Raw genomic sequence first — 14,300 nt, 5'->3', positions numbered from 1 at the left:
ACTAATCTACTAAACATAGACATCTTACAATTCATCTTCAGTTAATCTCTTTGTAGTATATGTATACCCTTCCTAACCTTTTCTAAACGTAAAAAACTATAATTATATTTTTTCTTATTTATATGTTTAACATTTTTTTAAACGGGTATGTTTATATTGTTATGCTTACTATATGGAAAGGAATATTACGATGAACGCCATTCACTCTACTACTATTTCTTATAATGAAACACCTACAATAACGCAGATTCATCATTTTTATGCTTTAATGACAACATTTCAAACGAATGTATTTATAAGTAAACACGGAACACTTACTTCTATTAAAAACTTAAGCACTCTAGTATCCTTTTTCCTTACTGTAAAAAAGAGAGATCTTGTATTATTTATTTTTGAAGGAATAGATGCAAAAAGAGCTTTAAAAACACTCTTCCCTTCTTAGAATGTTTGTTATCCTCTATTCCCTCGTCTACTACCTTTCATATATGTTTTTATATTTCAAAATGATTTCCTCTATTAAAAAAGAACCCCCTAATACAATAGGGGGATTTCTAGTTTGACCTTATGAAAACTGATATAATATATATTACGTTTTTCATTCTTTAAAATAGAAAAGTTTTAATAACCTTGAAGGTAGGAATTTTTAATGAACTCGAAAGCAAAATTTAGTATTCGCTACAAAATTATGGCTGGTTATTTAGTTATCATTTTGTTCTTACTTGTTTCTTTCATTATGTTAAACAATGAGATTTCCAGCTTACAAAAATCTCGTAATTTTATTATTGATCACGATTTCAAAGTTCTCAATTTAACGAATCAAGTGGAGAAAGAGTTACTAACAATTGAAAATAAAGCGAAAGGGTTTATCATTTCTAATAACCCTACTTACGTGCAATCCCTTAACTCTGCGGAAAAGGATTACGAAAAACATTATCAAGATCTTTTTGCTTTATTAGAGGATAATCCCTCTCAGCAAGAAAAATTAAAACAGATTAACGAAAACATTACTAGTTGGATTAATAAAGAGATTCACCCACTCATTACAAATAATAATAGTAATAATGTACAAACAATCGACACGACTCAAATTCAATCATTACAATCGCAGGTAACTAACTTCCGGAGCACTGAGGAGCAACTAACGAAAAAAAGAGCTGCACAATTAGATACTGAAAATAATAAATTAGAGATTTGGTTATACAGTTTATTGTTCTTACTTTCTTGTATTTCTATTATCGTTTCACTCTATATTTCGAATGCCATTACAAAAACGATTAAAAATGTAATTCAAGCTATTAAATCCATTTCTTCTAAAGAAAAAATTACGGAAAGAATTCATGTAAATACACATGATGAAATAAAAGATCTTGCTCATACAACAAATCACCTACTAGACGAAATATCAAAAAGAGAGTGGTTACAAACTGAGCTTGCAGAATTAATTTTAATGTATCAAGGTGTATCTTCTATTGAGATGTTAGGTAAAAAAATTCTTAGTGGCATCATACAAAAAACGCAAACTTCTTGCGGTGCATTTTATGTACGTGAAGAATATGAAGAAACTGTCTACTATGTGAAAAAAGCTTCTTTCGCCGATCAAGGTGCTGATGTTGGAAAACAATCCATTAAAATGGGTGAAGGTTTCATTGGACAGTCTGCTTTAGAAAAGAAAAGTTTTATTCTGAGGGACATACCTGAAGAGTTTCGTTACGTTACTACTGGATTATTAGAAATACGTCCTAAAAATATACTAGTCATCCCTGTCTTATTTGAAGATGAAGTGATTGCAGTAATGGAGTTAGTAAGTGTAACTGAGATTTCAGATTTACATCAAGATTTAATTCACCAAACTGTTGATAATTTAGGTTTAACAATCCATAGTATTATGGGACGTATGCGAATTCAAACTCTTTTACATGAATCACAAGCAATGACAGAAGAGTTGCAAGTTCAATCAGAAGAATTGCAAACACAAGCGGAAGAACTACAAATGCAAGCCGAAGAATTACGAACAACGAATGAACAATTAGAGTCTAGAACTGAAGAGGCTGAGCAGAAGACAGCTGACTTACAAATTACTAAATTAGAATTAGAAGAAAAAGCAAGCGAGTTGTTACGCAGCTCAAAATACAAATCTGAGTTCCTAGCAAATATGTCACATGAATTACGCACACCATTAAATAGTATTTTACTATTATCTGAAATGTTAAGAGAAAATCATGATAACAATTTATCCGACGATGAGATTGAATTAGCAACTGTCATTCATTCATCAGGGAAAGACTTACTTACTTTAATTAATGACATACTAGATTTATCTAAAGTAGAAGCAGGCAAACTAGACATCATTTTTGAGGCAACGAACATAAGTGACATGGCAGCCAATATGCATCAAAACTTTTTACATATAGCTGCACAAAAAAATGTCGAATTTACTATTGAGGACAGTGATACGATTCCTGATCTGTTTTATACAGATGCAAAACGGATTGAGCAAATTATTAAAAACTTATTATCCAATGCATTTAAATTCACAGAAAAAGGATCCGTTTCTTTACATTTTGATTCGATAGAAACAACCAATTTAAGTCATGATATGCAGTCTATCAGTAAAGATTGGATTACAATTTCAGTAAAAGATACTGGTATTGGTATCGCTAAAGAACAGCATCAACTTATTTTCGAAGCCTTTCAACAGGCAGATGGAGCAACGATTCGAAAGTATGGTGGTACAGGATTAGGTTTATCTATTTGTAAAGAGTTTGCGAGATTATTAGGTGGTTGGATTACGTTAGAGAGTAATGTAGGAGAAGGTAGTACTTTCACCGTATATATTCCTAACCTTCCAAATGGATTACATGATATACAGTTATCCAATTTAGAAGTCGCAGCAACGATAGAAGATGTTATTCCTGCTGAAGTTGTTGAAGAAACTATCGTTACTCCAGAAACAAATAACGTCTTCCAAGAGAAAAACATTTTAATTGTCGATGATGATCATCGAAATATATTTGCGTTACAAAATGCATTAAAAAAACAAAATGCCAACATTATTACTGCCCAAAACGGCATAGAGTGTTTAGAAATACTAAAAAGCAATACAAATATTGACCTTATTTTAATGGATATTATGATGCCGAATATGGACGGTTATGAAACGATGGAAAATATCCGAATGAACTTAGGGCTAAATGAAATACCTATTATCGCATTAACTGCTAAAGCAATGCCAAATGATAAGGAAAAATGTTTATCTGCTGGCGCTTCAGATTATATAAGTAAACCATTAAATCTACATCAACTCTATTCGGTAATGAGTGTATGGTTAATAAAATAAGTGAGGTTTAGTTGGAGTGGAAAATAAGTATTATAATTTTGATCCATCAGTAGATACGGATGAGCGCACGAACTTAGAAATTGAATTACTATTGGAAGCGGTATTTAAACTATCAGGATTTGATTTTCGTCAATATGCTCGCACATCTATTTATAGAAGGATTTGTAATCGAATGCAGCTCTCTAATATCCCAACCATTTCAAAATTAATTGAAAAAGTAATTCACGAGGAAGGGGTTTTAGAACAGTTATTAAATGATTTCTCGATTAATGTAACTGAGATGTTCCGTAACCCTGCCTTTTTTAAAGCGCTTAGAGAGCATGTTATTCCTGAATTGAAAAAGCAACCTGAAATTAGAATTTGGCATGCTGGATGCGCAACTGGTGAAGAAGTATTATCAATGTCCATCTTACTTCACGAAGAAGGATTAAGTGAAAAGTCGGTTATTTACGCAACAGATATGAATACAAATGTGTTAGAAAAAGCAAAACAAGGTATCCTCCCGTTAAATAAAATGCAAACTTATACGAAAAACTATTTACAAGCTGGCGGTACACAAGCGTTTTCTAACTATTATTCAACAGATAATCGTTTTGCTTATTTTAATCCATCACTTTTACAAAACATTATTTTTGCACAGCATAATTTAGTAACCGATCAATCTTTTAACGAGTTTCATATTATACTTTGTCGTAACGTCTTAATTTACTTTACAAGTAAACTTCAAAATCAAGTGCAGCAACTATTTTATGAAAGTTTAAGTCACAATGGATTTCTATGTTTAGGAAATAAAGAAACTCTTCGTTTTTCAAATATAATGCCGCATTATACGCAATTTAATCCTAGTGAACAAATTTATCAAAAAATACAATAAAAAGCGTATGAAATCCTCTGTTTGGATTTCATACGCTTTTTATTTCGCATTCGTTTGTATCATAATGAGACACATATCATCTGATTGCGCTTTCTTTTGTTCTTCCTTGTAAAACCCTTCTATCTCGCCTTCTAAATCTCCCCATTTTCTTTCTGTAAAAGTACGTAATTTCTCTTCAGACTCAAATTCATCATTTGCAATTGCTTCAAGAACACCATCTGTAAACAATAATATTTGAGCGTTCTTCTCAAAAGGTATAACTGTCTTTTTAACTTTTATTTCATCAAAAAATCCTACGGCACAACTCCCGCGATCTAGTTCAACTACATTTGTTTCATCAACTAAAACATATCCAGAAGGATGCCCTGCATTTACATATTCAACTGTTCTATCTTCTGTATTAACAACTAAGTATATCGCCGTAAAATAATAAGGAATATTGTCATTTTCATTATGTAAAAGGGTCATATATTTATTTAATTCTTTAATAACGAGTTCTGGATCAATTAAACATTTAATTGTTTCACGTAATACAGACGAAATAAACATACAAACTAATGAAGCAGATACACCATGTCCCATCACATCTAATAATATAATACCGTAGCGATTTTCATCGATTTTATACCAATAATACATATCTCCAGCTAGTTTAAATGAAGGTAAGTAACTTGCTTCAATTTTTATATGATCTTCTCTTAATGGGCTACTTAATAAGTTTCTTTGTACTTGCGTAGCTAAATCTAGTTCATTCCGAAGATTTTCTTCTTGTTCTTTATGCCAATTTAATTCTGATTTCAAGCGTAACGCTACACGCATACGTGCTAATAGTTCAACTTTATTTATAGGTTTCGTAATATAATCCATTGCCCCCATATCAAGAGCTTCGGCCAATTTATTTGCATCCTCTAAAGCTGTAACAAAAATAATAGGGATATCTTTAAACTTCTCCTCTTTTTGTAATCGTCTACAAACTTCAAGTCCATCAATTTCAGGCATCATAATATCTAATAATATTAAATCAATTTCATTATGCCTGGAAGAATCTTTTCCAAAATGTATGTATTCGAAGAGCTCTTGTGCAGAATTGAGTGATACAAGATCATGATATCCGGCTTGTTTTAAAATTTTTTCAATTACAAAGATGTTAACCGGATTATCATCGACAATTAAAATGGACACAAGTTATTTCCCCTTTTCTTATTTAAAATGTAAATCTATTATCATTTTCTATTTTTCTAGTATTGCATACTCAGTTACAAAATGAAAATTTCCTACTCTAACATAATTTTTATACAGCAAAAGAACAAACCCCCAGAAATGAGAGTTTGTTCTTTCATTCTATAAATTTCCACTATTAATTTAATACCATTGCTTTGTCATTTAAAAGACGATCTAATTCTTCCATATGATTTGTTTCATCGGCAATCATATCTTCTAGTTTTACAACTAACTCTGTCATATTTAATTTCGCTGCCTGTTCTTTTCGCTTTTCATAACGCTTAATTGTTTCATATTCTGACTTCCTAGCTTCTTCTAACATTTCTCTAACGTCTTCTACTTGTTTCACTCGTAAAGGGATCGTAGTAGGTATACCACCTAGCGTCTTAATTTTCTCCGCTAAATATAGGGCATGTCCTTGTTCATCACTAATTTCAGATTCAAAGAAAGGCTTTAACACTTGTCTATATATACCAGAAACTGTAGCTGCATTATGGTTATACATAATAATTGCTGAGTATTCTCCTGCTAAATCTTCATTCAATCCTTCGATTAGTTCTTTCACATCGTGTGACATTTTCATATCTCCTCCTATACTTAATAAGTACCCCTTTTCTCATGTTTTAAACATCATTATTTTAAATTTTTTATGTATCTAAAAATGCGGCTTGCTTCAATTTACTTATCGCTTGTCTTTTAATACGAGAAACGTGCATTTGTGAAATACCTAACCGTTCCCCTGTATCTTTTTGATTTAAATTTTCTCCAAATATATAATGAATAACACTCTTTTCCGTATCATTTAATACGTTAAAAATATCCTTTAAAACGAGACGCCTTTCTGTCTCTTCATATCCTTGCTCTACTTCACCTACAGATTCAATTCTCGCTACCGAACTTCCATCAGATGAATTTTCAACTACATCATCTAAGGAAGATACTCGATAATTATTTTTAGCATCCATAATCTCTAGAACTTCCTCTTCCGATAGTCCTAAATGATTTGCAATTTCTATTATCTTCGGTGAACGTTGCAGATGATCTGTTAACTCCTCTATCGCAAGTTTAATTTTTCCGCCTAAATCTTTAATTCGCCTTGGAACGTGAATGCCCCAAGTTTTATCACGTAAATACTTCTTTATTTCGCCTACTATTGTAGGTATTGCAAAAGGCTCAAAGGCATTCCCTATCGAATAATCATACCTTCTTATTGCGCCTAAGAGCCCTAACATGCCTACTTGTATAATATCCTCATGCATCGGTCCGCCTTTTGAATAGCGATATGCAATGGAATAGACAAGATTTTTATAATGCTCAACTAACCTTTCCTGCGCATCATCACATTGGTTTTGTTGGAAGTCTGCAATTAGTTTAATAACGTCTTCTTTAGTAAGATTCGTAGGTTGAGATTGGATTTCCATCATTCTCCACCTGCTCTCTTTGTATATATTTTGTCATTAAAACTGTCATGCCCTCATCATGCATGATTTGTATATCATCCATTAACGTATTAATTAAATATAAACCTAAACCATTTTCCGGCAAATGTTCTACTGGTTTACTAATATCATACGGACCAACTTTCCTTTTTAAGTTATTAAAATCAAAGCTAACCCCATTATCCGCAACCATAATTTCTAATCGATTTTCATATAGTCCAAAGACAATTGCAATTTCTCCAACGTCTTCTTTATATGCATGTTGTACAATATTTGTACATGCTTCACTAATAGCAATTTTCATATCTTCTATATCGTCATAAGCAAAGCCCATTCGATTCGCAACACCAGCCATTGTTAAACGAATAATAGCCACATATTCTGCCTTTGCAGGAATTTTCATTTCTATCTTTTCAAATCTCTCCATCATCCCTAGTCACCTTCTTTCTACTTTTTCAAAATCGGAATTCAAATTTAATATTTCTGTTAACCCTGTAATATCAAATAATCTTTTTAACCTTTTAGATACACCAATAAACTCTAGTTTTCCATCATTTTTCTTAACCGCTTTTAATAGCGCTATAAAAACACCTAAACCGGTGCTATCCATATAATCTACGTTATGAAAATCTACTACAATCTGAACCTCTTTTTCGCTTGCAATAGGCATAATCTTATTTTTCAAATCTGATGCCGTATACGCATCAATTTCACCATTAAGTTGTACCGTATAACCTACATTATTTTGCAAAATATTTATTGCCAAATTCATCATTTCCGCCCCCTTATCTCGAACTACTACTATGTTAATTACCCATAAAAATTAGTTTTAAACATATTTTTTTATTTTTATTATAAATAAATTTTCTACAGCTTTCTCGGCTTAACACGTAAAAAATACTACCAAATGTTTAAACCTTATAAATTTGTGTATATATAATGTATAAACATTATTTTTAGGGGGATCTATCTATGGAAGAGCACAGCTTTAAAAAGGGAGATTTTGTTCAATTTTCTTATCGACACGATCATGCTACAAAATTAGTTGGTTCCATTATTAATATACTAACGAATACAATTGTAGTGGATATAGGTAATAACGAGGACTTATCTCATATAGAACCAAGGCAGGTCGTAAGAATAAATAATTGTAAAAAAGTAACGATGGTTTAATACATAATAGAAATTGTAATTTCAATGAGTGGGGGCCTTCATCCCCCGCTTATTCCTATGTAGATTACATTAAAAAAGCATCCAAATTAGTTTAATTGGATGCTTTTTTATGTATATTTATCACTCTATTAACCTTATAGCTATATATAAAAAACTTAAGATTACTATTCATGATCATACTTACGCTTTCCGCAGCATTCTAGAGAAAAATGTTACGATTAAAATAAAGACGATTGCACCTAATAACGCTGGAAGAACAAAGATGCCTCCCCATTCAGGACCCCAATGACCAAATAATGCACTACCTACCCAAGATCCGATTAATCCGGCAATCACATTACCAACTATACCTAAAGGAAAGTCTTTTCCCGTAATCATTCCAGCTAACGCACCAATAAGTCCACCTACAATACACGTAATAATAAGTCCCACAATTAACCCTCCTATATTCGTTTTATATTGTATTTATCAAGCTTTGGTATGTAACCAAAGCTTGATAAACATGTATTATTCTTTATTATCCAACCCATCACTTATCTTTTGTTTCACTTTTCCGACTTTTTCTTTTATCGTTCCCTTCGTCTTGTCCCACTTCCCTTCATTTTTCAACTTTCTATCTTCTGTAACCTCACCAATTCCTTCTTTTACTTGTCCCTTTGTCTTTTCCACTTTACCCGTAATTTGTTCTTTTAGTCCGTTCTCACTCATATTTCCCATCTCCTTTTCGTAATAGATTTATAGATTTACAGGATACAAATTTAAATAGAATACATGCATCTTCTTTCTTGTAACCATTCACCGACTCTCTCTAAATCTTTAACGAATAACAAGATTTTTCCTTCATCTAGCTTTTCTTCGTAGAAGTTCGCTTCTTCCTCATTAAGCCCTAACTCCTGCATCTTATTTCTTAACTGATCTCCCGTTTTTTGAAAGACGTTAATAATACTTGTCCCAAGTCCCTCCTCTTGTATACCAATTGTATTCAAGTCTGCATTGTCTGCGATTCTATCTGTCCTTTCTTTCTCGTGTGTTAATACGTAAATATCTTTTTGGTCTATCCCTTTCTTCACTAGATCATTCGCCGCATTCATGACCTCTTTCTCCGTAATAAATTCATATACAAAAGGTTTACTATACTTCGTTTCCATCTTTAACTTCCTCCTTTAAAATGAATTATTTGTTATATTATATGTAGTACACCTATTCTCGAAATGTTAAACATAAAATCTAAAAAAATATCTAAATTTTGTTTTTGATAGAGAAAGAATAGCGTGATTTACCACTTCAACACACCTCACCCACCTTACAATAACTACCTAAATTAACAGAAAATTGTTATAATTAAACTTAAGGAGGGATACTATGAAAAAAATCATATCTATATGCGCTCTAACCGCTCTATCTTTCACTTTAATAGGCTGTACAAGCACCTCAGCTACAGATAAAGCTTCACAAGCTAAGCAAGAACATACACAAAATACCTTTCAATTAAACTCCGCAAATATTACAGACATTGAAATACTGAAAACAACAAATCATACTACTTCCAAATCTCAAACAGATAACGAAGAAATGATACAATCTATCGTTTCAGCAGTTCAAAATGGAACACCTACAACAATTACTTTAGATCAAAAAAAGAGAGAATCTGCACATTCTACTATTACCGTTACATATAAAGATGACTCCAAAGAAGAGTTTCTTGTTTGGGTTGATAATAAGGAACAAATTACAATTGCTAAAGATGAGAAGAAAGATAAGGTAGAAGGTGTGATAGTAAATATTAAAGATGCTAAAATGATGAAGGATTTCTTTTAAAATTCTAGTTAACGTTAAAAAAAGAGTAGGATTACACCCTACTCTTTTGTTTAATCATGCTCAATAAATAGACCTTTATAAAATCTATTTAAGGTCTAATTTTGCTAAATCATGTTGTAAAACATTATTTCCTTCTTGTGGGTTAAATACGATTGCACTAAGACCAAAAACATTTGTAACAACATCTCTATCTTTCGGACGAATGATTCTTACTTCATAAGCAAAGAGTGCTGGAGGAAGAGCTGCTGAACGAAAAGTAACATATCGATTAGGTGGCAATGTTTGTGTTGAAGGGTCTATTAATGGTAACAATACCGGAGAACCCGATGACCAATCAAACATTTCAACTGTTACTCTACGAGTATCATCTGGATCAACATTCATAGCTTCAACAGTAAGAAATAACGTAGCGGAATGTCTACGTAATACACCCGTTGATAAAGTTTCATTATGATGTTCAAAGCATTTTTTTGGAGGGTGACCATAGCCATAACTCATACCAATTCCCCCCTTTCATTTACAATTAAGGACAAGTATTCCTTATAATATATAATGCTAGTATTCTTTTATTGAAAGGTATAAAAGCGGATTTCTATCTATATTTTTGGATATTTTATTTTTCATTTATTCGCTCTTAAATAATAAAGTGAAACTTTATTCCAAACAATATCGCTATTGCACCAAAGTAAAACAAACTGGACAACCTAGATTTCAAACTGTAAGATTAGATGTTGGTGAAATTGGGCAGCAAAGCATATATAGAAAATAGGTGTTAATGTTGAAAATCAATAAAAAATTCGAACCAATAATTTTTAATATCTTTATGATTTTAGGCATATCTAGCATTATCTCTTTCGTCATGGTTTCAATGAATGTTGGATATACAGCTTTATTTCTCAAATCATGGATAAAAACATGGGGAATTGCTTTCATACTTGCATTTTTAGCTTCTAAATTATTACCCTTTGTAGTTAAAAAGATAATGAAAATCTTCACTTTTGTTGAGCATGATGCTTAAGAATAAAGTGATGTACTGCGTAGGTTCATTCCAATTAAAAGAGTTTATTATCACAAAAACTTAACCTAGTAAAATGTTTCAAATCGAAGGAAGACACCTTAAAGGTTGTCTTTTCTTTATAAGTAAAAAAAGCCCGCCTATTTCCGTAGGCGGGCTTTATCTTTATTACACAATACGAAAGTATACTCTCTTTTTCACTGAAATTTTATGTAATTTTACATATTCATGAACATACATGTCTTGATGGACTTTATCTATATACTCATGACAGTAATCCATTGAAAATGTATCTTCTTGAAAGCAAAACTCTCTTTTAGAAAGAAAAAAAGACACCCTAAAGTTCATTCCTCCGACTTGAACCTCTTTAATTTTAATAATATGTATTGGACTCTTATCTAAAAAATAATCTAATGTATTCCAATAAGAGAAAGATAATGATAAAATAAAAGTGCAACAAGATGTTGCTTAGTTTTTAAATTTTATGGGAATAACACAAAAGCTAGGTTTGGTCGCCAAGTTTTTTCATTCCTATCGGTCATGAAATACCCCGGTTGGTCGCTGGGGTATTTCTTTTTTATTAACGTATATATAGGTCTATTATGGACAAAATAAAATATAATCTTAGTAGAAGATAGAACACTGACATCTTTGCCGCTTCTAAATCACTTTGGTCTTGTGCGAAGAAAGGATGGTCAGTACTTTCAGCTCAGTGTTCGATCTACTTTAGTTTTTGAGTTGAGTGTTGCTAATCATAGCAGCACTTTTTTACATTCCAATTTGTTCTTTGATGAATTGAATTATATGTTTTACAAACTGGCTTTGCGTGAAGAAGTAATGAATATTTCTCAGTACTGTCGTCCACGATGCTAGATTACTTACGAAAGACTGGGATTCTGTCTTTTTGGTCGCCTTTTTTTTACGTTTTTTCATTCCTGTCCCTCCCTTCATAAGGGAAGGGCAAAGATGGCACATTTTACATTTTAAAGAGTTATATAGAAGAGGACAAGCTATTCATTAGCAAAATAAAGAAAAGACACCCTAAGGTGCCTTCCTCCGACTTGAACCACTTTAATTTTAATAATATGTATTAGACTCCCATCCAACTGTTATTTTTGTTTATTGAGAAATACAATAATTTATTTGTGCTGGTTGTCTGTATGGTCCATGCAGCGATTAACAAGAGGACAATAGCAGTGATGACACCTAAAAGTCATTGCTTGAGCTGATGGCTAGAAACATAAGCGTTACTGTGTATTTATGAAATTTCATTATAAGCAACCTCCTAGTGGAACTACACATTGGTAGAAAAATATATATACTTCTTTCTACTTGATAAGTTCTTATTTTAATCATATATAAAAGGAAATGAAACCGGCTATAACAATCAATGGAAGGATTACTGCGAGTTTATTTTTTAGAGGGACACGCTTGTCTGGGACGCCGGGGTGGATAACAAAAGCTAGTAAAACAATTACTCCAATAATACCTAAAAGTGTATGAATGATGATCATCCTCCTAAGTAATATTATTATTAAAATTATATCACATTCAAATGTTTATAAAGTAAATATTTTACAATATAACCCAGATGTTGCATTTTTAAATTCAAAAAAGCCCCTCAAAGCATCAGCTTTAAGAGACCCCATCCTATCATCTTCTCTCTTCATACAATCGTTTTGCTTTATACGAGCAAACGAAAAACATACATGTCGCAACGGGGATAAATATCAAAAAAAGTCCTCTCATTAATGCAAATGGCGTTTCAAATAAGAATGACCATAGAAATGATGCACCTTGCTTATCCCATAATCCTGGCGTCAAGTATAGTTCTTTCGGATTTACAAAGGCTCCTAAATTCATTGTATTACTATACACAAATAAAAATAATATCGGCAAATAACAGATCGCTAATTCTAAAAATGTTTTAGATAGACGCTTATACTTCCCTGCTCGTGACATTGGATCTGAAAAAATGTCATCTTCACTTTCTTCATTTACCTTTTTAAAATAGTACGTACCTGACCAACGATTACCGGCTATATGCTCCCAACCACTATCTTCAAATAACGTGCAGTAATTAATAAATTCACTTTTTCTACTAAATACTCTATGGTCTATTCTAATCGTCGCATCTTCCGGCTCTGTATATCTAAATGTATAACCAAATGTAGTGCTTTTCAGTTGATAGCCTTTCCAAGCCATCTCTTCTAACCATTTTTCCTCTTTCTCAAAATCTAAAAAGAATTTCAATCTCCACATCATCGTTTCCCCCTAACTATACGCGTAATAAACTCTTTGTAACCGCAATAATATGCTGCATTCTCATAAAATCTAAATGCAATACTTCTTTCCCGCGTTCCGTAATGACATACACTTTTCTTCGTTTATCTTCACTTTTTACCGATTCAATTAACCCTTGTTTTAATAAATTTTCAACCGCACCATACAATGTACCCGCTGCGATTTTCACTTGATGATTACTCAGTTCCTCCACCTTTTGCATAATTAAATATCCATGAGCTGGCTCTAATAAAGCTAAAAGAACGTAATACGTTGTTTCCGTTAATGGTAAATTTTTATCTCTATTCATAAAGACCTCCAATGTAACGATAAATATATAGTTAAACTGTATATGTCAAATGTAGGAATAACTTTATAACCCAAAACAAAAACGCTACCTTTTTAAAAGATAGCGTTTTTGTTTTACCCTTGCTTATTCTTCGCCTTCATTTGCTCTTCATAAACAAACTTCGCGGTCATAAAGTCGTTAGAAAAATCTTTCAATGCATTCTTCATTACATTTAATTCTTCTTGTGATTTAATTTCAATACTGTTTAAGAAATCAAATGCTTTTGATTGTTCCTCCGCAACAAAGTTTTGTGTCATATAATCATCTTGGAAGTCTTTCTTCGCCTTTTCTTTTACTTTATTCATTGCCTCTGTTTTGTTTATGCTTTTCATTGGATTTTCGAATGCTCCAGTAGGTTGTTCTGGTTTTGGCTCTTCTTTCTTTTCCGGCTGTTGCGCTGGTGCTGGTTGTTGTGGTTCCTGCTTTGGTTGTTCTTGTTGAACCGGCTGCTGCGCTACTTGTTGCTCTTTTTTCGCTAACTCATCTTTTAACTTCTTCACTTGCTCATCAAGAGATTTTTTTTCAGTTTCTAACACACTCATATCACTTTTCAACTTTTGCGTTTCTTCAAAATGTTCATCTACTAATTTATTATATTCTTTCTCAGAGTACATTTTTTCACTAGTTGATGTCGTTTTCTCTTTCATAACAACTACATTAATAATTACAAATAAGGCTAAAATTCCTATTAACGCACCGAAAATCTTCTTTTTTTTCATGATTAATCCTCCAAAATGTAAAATTTCAAAAATTATCATAACAGACCAATTCGCTTTCCCCTGTCATATTTT

The 14,300-nt window shown here is 32.1% G+C and carries 19 protein-coding genes; 6 read left to right on the top strand and 13 right to left on the bottom strand.

Features of this window, described 5'->3' with window-relative positions; all coding sequences use genetic code 11:
• Positions 1-190: 190 nt before the first annotated feature.
• The 3 genes from ACTL4X_RS05200 to ACTL4X_RS05190 all read left to right on the top strand — a co-directional run bounded on the left by ACTL4X_RS05200 (position 191) and on the right by ACTL4X_RS05190 (position 4,211).
• Positions 191-442 (top strand): hypothetical protein, encoded by a 252-nt coding sequence (locus ACTL4X_RS05200; protein ID WP_000991356.1) that lies wholly within the window; start codon positions 191-193, stop codon positions 440-442.
• Positions 443-646: 204 nt separating this feature from the next.
• Positions 647-3,337, top strand: a complete 2,691-nt coding sequence (locus tag ACTL4X_RS05195) for an ATP-binding protein (RefSeq protein WP_441395003.1) — start codon at positions 647-649, stop codon at positions 3,335-3,337.
• Between the two features lie 16 nt (positions 3,338-3,353).
• Positions 3,354-4,211: a CheR family methyltransferase gene (locus ACTL4X_RS05190; RefSeq protein ID WP_000429046.1), complete on the top strand. Its 858-nt coding sequence runs from the start codon at positions 3,354-3,356 to the stop codon at positions 4,209-4,211.
• 39 nt (positions 4,212-4,250) lie between these two features.
• Here ACTL4X_RS05190 and ACTL4X_RS05185 read toward each other — a convergent pair whose 3' ends face one another.
• The 5 genes from ACTL4X_RS05185 to rsbV all read right to left on the bottom strand — a co-directional run bounded on the left by ACTL4X_RS05185 (position 4,251) and on the right by rsbV (position 7,646).
• Entirely contained in the window at positions 4,251-5,393 is a 1,143-nt protein-coding gene (locus tag ACTL4X_RS05185; RefSeq protein WP_000025504.1) for a fused response regulator/phosphatase, read from the bottom strand.
• 175 nt (positions 5,394-5,568) lie between these two features.
• The gene (locus tag ACTL4X_RS05180; protein WP_406904235.1) at positions 5,569-6,009 is read right to left on the bottom strand and encodes a ferritin-like domain-containing protein; all 441 of its coding nucleotides are present in this window, start codon (positions 6,007-6,009) and stop codon (positions 5,569-5,571) included.
• A gap of 70 nt (positions 6,010-6,079) precedes the next feature.
• Entirely contained in the window at positions 6,080-6,856 is a 777-nt protein-coding gene (gene sigB, locus ACTL4X_RS05175; protein ID WP_322367444.1) for an RNA polymerase sigma factor SigB, read from the bottom strand.
• On the bottom strand, positions 6,819-7,301 hold the full coding sequence (rsbW, locus tag ACTL4X_RS05170) for an anti-sigma B factor RsbW (protein ID WP_000970576.1): 483 nt from the start codon (positions 7,299-7,301) through the stop codon (positions 6,819-6,821). Before rsbW ends, sigB begins: the two co-directional genes overlap by 38 nt.
• Positions 7,302-7,307: 6 nt before the next feature.
• Complete coding sequence (gene rsbV, locus ACTL4X_RS05165; RefSeq protein ID WP_002182514.1) at positions 7,308-7,646, bottom strand: anti sigma b factor antagonist RsbV; 339 nt, start codon at positions 7,644-7,646, stop codon at positions 7,308-7,310.
• A gap of 197 nt (positions 7,647-7,843) precedes the next feature.
• Here rsbV and ACTL4X_RS05160 point away from each other — a divergent pair, with 197 nt between their 5' ends.
• A complete protein-coding gene (locus ACTL4X_RS05160; RefSeq protein WP_000391018.1) occupies positions 7,844-8,044 on the top strand; it encodes a hypothetical protein in 201 nt (66 codons plus the stop codon).
• Positions 8,045-8,224: 180 nt separating this feature from the next.
• On the opposite strand, the gene ACTL4X_RS05155 is transcribed toward ACTL4X_RS05160, so the two are convergent.
• The 3 genes from ACTL4X_RS05155 to ACTL4X_RS05145 all read right to left on the bottom strand — a co-directional run bounded on the left by ACTL4X_RS05155 (position 8,225) and on the right by ACTL4X_RS05145 (position 9,192).
• Positions 8,225-8,476 (bottom strand): GlsB/YeaQ/YmgE family stress response membrane protein, encoded by a 252-nt coding sequence (locus ACTL4X_RS05155; RefSeq protein ID WP_000522903.1) that lies wholly within the window; start codon positions 8,474-8,476, stop codon positions 8,225-8,227.
• 75 nt (positions 8,477-8,551) lie between these two features.
• Positions 8,552-8,752 carry a CsbD family protein gene (locus tag ACTL4X_RS05150; protein WP_001293465.1) on the bottom strand — a complete coding sequence of 67 codons (201 nt, stop codon included), beginning with the start codon at positions 8,750-8,752 and terminating at the stop codon, positions 8,552-8,554.
• A 50-nt stretch (positions 8,753-8,802) separates the two neighbouring features.
• Positions 8,803-9,192: a general stress protein gene (locus tag ACTL4X_RS05145; protein ID WP_000448804.1), complete on the bottom strand. Its 390-nt coding sequence runs from the start codon at positions 9,190-9,192 to the stop codon at positions 8,803-8,805.
• Positions 9,193-9,406: 214 nt separating this feature from the next.
• On the opposite strand from ACTL4X_RS05145, the gene ACTL4X_RS05140 reads away from it, so the two are divergent.
• Positions 9,407-9,862: a hypothetical protein gene (locus ACTL4X_RS05140; protein ID WP_000720848.1), complete on the top strand. Its 456-nt coding sequence runs from the start codon at positions 9,407-9,409 to the stop codon at positions 9,860-9,862.
• An 84-nt stretch (positions 9,863-9,946) separates the two neighbouring features.
• Here the strand turns inward: ACTL4X_RS05140 and ACTL4X_RS05135 are convergent, their stop codons facing one another.
• On the bottom strand, positions 9,947-10,360 hold the full coding sequence (locus tag ACTL4X_RS05135) for a hypothetical protein (protein ID WP_000120217.1): 414 nt from the start codon (positions 10,358-10,360) through the stop codon (positions 9,947-9,949).
• 280 nt (positions 10,361-10,640) lie between these two features.
• Here ACTL4X_RS05135 and ACTL4X_RS05130 point away from each other — a divergent pair, with 280 nt between their 5' ends.
• Positions 10,641-10,880 (top strand): DUF2798 domain-containing protein, encoded by a 240-nt coding sequence (locus ACTL4X_RS05130; RefSeq protein WP_000700207.1) that lies wholly within the window; start codon positions 10,641-10,643, stop codon positions 10,878-10,880.
• A gap of 765 nt (positions 10,881-11,645) precedes the next feature.
• Here ACTL4X_RS05130 and ACTL4X_RS05125 read toward each other — a convergent pair.
• The 4 genes from ACTL4X_RS05125 to ACTL4X_RS05110 all read right to left on the bottom strand — a co-directional run bounded on the left by ACTL4X_RS05125 (position 11,646) and on the right by ACTL4X_RS05110 (position 14,228).
• Complete coding sequence (locus ACTL4X_RS05125; RefSeq protein ID WP_000746319.1) at positions 11,646-11,810, bottom strand: hypothetical protein; 165 nt, start codon at positions 11,808-11,810, stop codon at positions 11,646-11,648.
• Between the two features lie 720 nt (positions 11,811-12,530).
• On the bottom strand, positions 12,531-13,142 hold the full coding sequence (locus tag ACTL4X_RS05120; RefSeq protein ID WP_441395002.1) for a DUF2812 domain-containing protein: 612 nt from the start codon (positions 13,140-13,142) through the stop codon (positions 12,531-12,533).
• Positions 13,143-13,155: 13 nt separating this feature from the next.
• Entirely contained in the window at positions 13,156-13,470 is a 315-nt protein-coding gene (locus tag ACTL4X_RS05115; protein WP_017673390.1) for a PadR family transcriptional regulator, read from the bottom strand.
• Positions 13,471-13,583: 113 nt separating this feature from the next.
• On the bottom strand, positions 13,584-14,228 hold the full coding sequence (locus ACTL4X_RS05110) for a hypothetical protein (RefSeq protein ID WP_441395001.1): 645 nt from the start codon (positions 14,226-14,228) through the stop codon (positions 13,584-13,586).
• Positions 14,229-14,300: the final 72 nt, after the last annotated feature.

The sequence above is a fragment of the Bacillus sp. RE35 genome (assembly GCF_052146655.1).
Taxonomy (GTDB): domain Bacteria; phylum Bacillota; class Bacilli; order Bacillales; family Bacillaceae_G; genus Bacillus_A; species Bacillus_A cereus.
The sequence above is the reverse complement of the archived record's forward strand: the minus strand, read 5'-3'. Positions and strand labels throughout refer to the sequence as shown.

Excerpts from the sequence above, each read along its gene's own strand:
- ACTL4X_RS05120 (WP_441395002.1), bottom strand. The coding sequence starts at position 13,142 with ATGATGTGGAGATTGAAATTCTTTTTAGATTTTGAGAAAGAGGAAAAA.
- ACTL4X_RS05180 (WP_406904235.1), bottom strand. The coding sequence starts at position 6,009 with ATGTCACACGATGTGAAAGAACTAATCGAAGGATTGAATGAAGATTTA.
- ACTL4X_RS05195 (WP_441395003.1), top strand. The coding sequence starts at position 647 with ATGAACTCGAAAGCAAAATTTAGTATTCGCTACAAAATTATGGCTGGT.
- ACTL4X_RS05110 (WP_441395001.1), bottom strand. The coding sequence starts at position 14,228 with ATGAAAAAAAAGAAGATTTTCGGTGCGTTAATAGGAATTTTAGCCTTA.
- rsbW (WP_000970576.1), bottom strand. The coding sequence starts at position 7,301 with ATGATGGAGAGATTTGAAAAGATAGAAATGAAAATTCCTGCAAAGGCA.
- ACTL4X_RS05145 (WP_000448804.1), bottom strand. The coding sequence starts at position 9,192 with ATGGAAACGAAGTATAGTAAACCTTTTGTATATGAATTTATTACGGAG.
- ACTL4X_RS05160 (WP_000391018.1), top strand. The coding sequence starts at position 7,844 with ATGGAAGAGCACAGCTTTAAAAAGGGAGATTTTGTTCAATTTTCTTAT.
- ACTL4X_RS05135 (WP_000120217.1), bottom strand. The coding sequence starts at position 10,360 with ATGAGTTATGGCTATGGTCACCCTCCAAAAAAATGCTTTGAACATCAT.
- rsbV (WP_002182514.1), bottom strand. The coding sequence starts at position 7,646 with ATGATGAATTTGGCAATAAATATTTTGCAAAATAATGTAGGTTATACG.
- ACTL4X_RS05150 (WP_001293465.1), bottom strand. The coding sequence starts at position 8,752 with ATGAGTGAGAACGGACTAAAAGAACAAATTACGGGTAAAGTGGAAAAG.
- ACTL4X_RS05200 (WP_000991356.1), top strand. The coding sequence starts at position 191 with ATGAACGCCATTCACTCTACTACTATTTCTTATAATGAAACACCTACA.
- ACTL4X_RS05125 (WP_000746319.1), bottom strand. The coding sequence starts at position 11,810 with ATGAAAAAACGTAAAAAAAAGGCGACCAAAAAGACAGAATCCCAGTCT.
- ACTL4X_RS05115 (WP_017673390.1), bottom strand. The coding sequence starts at position 13,470 with ATGAATAGAGATAAAAATTTACCATTAACGGAAACAACGTATTACGTT.
- sigB (WP_322367444.1), bottom strand. The coding sequence starts at position 6,856 with ATGATGGAAATCCAATCTCAACCTACGAATCTTACTAAAGAAGACGTT.
- ACTL4X_RS05140 (WP_000720848.1), top strand. The coding sequence starts at position 9,407 with ATGAAAAAAATCATATCTATATGCGCTCTAACCGCTCTATCTTTCACT.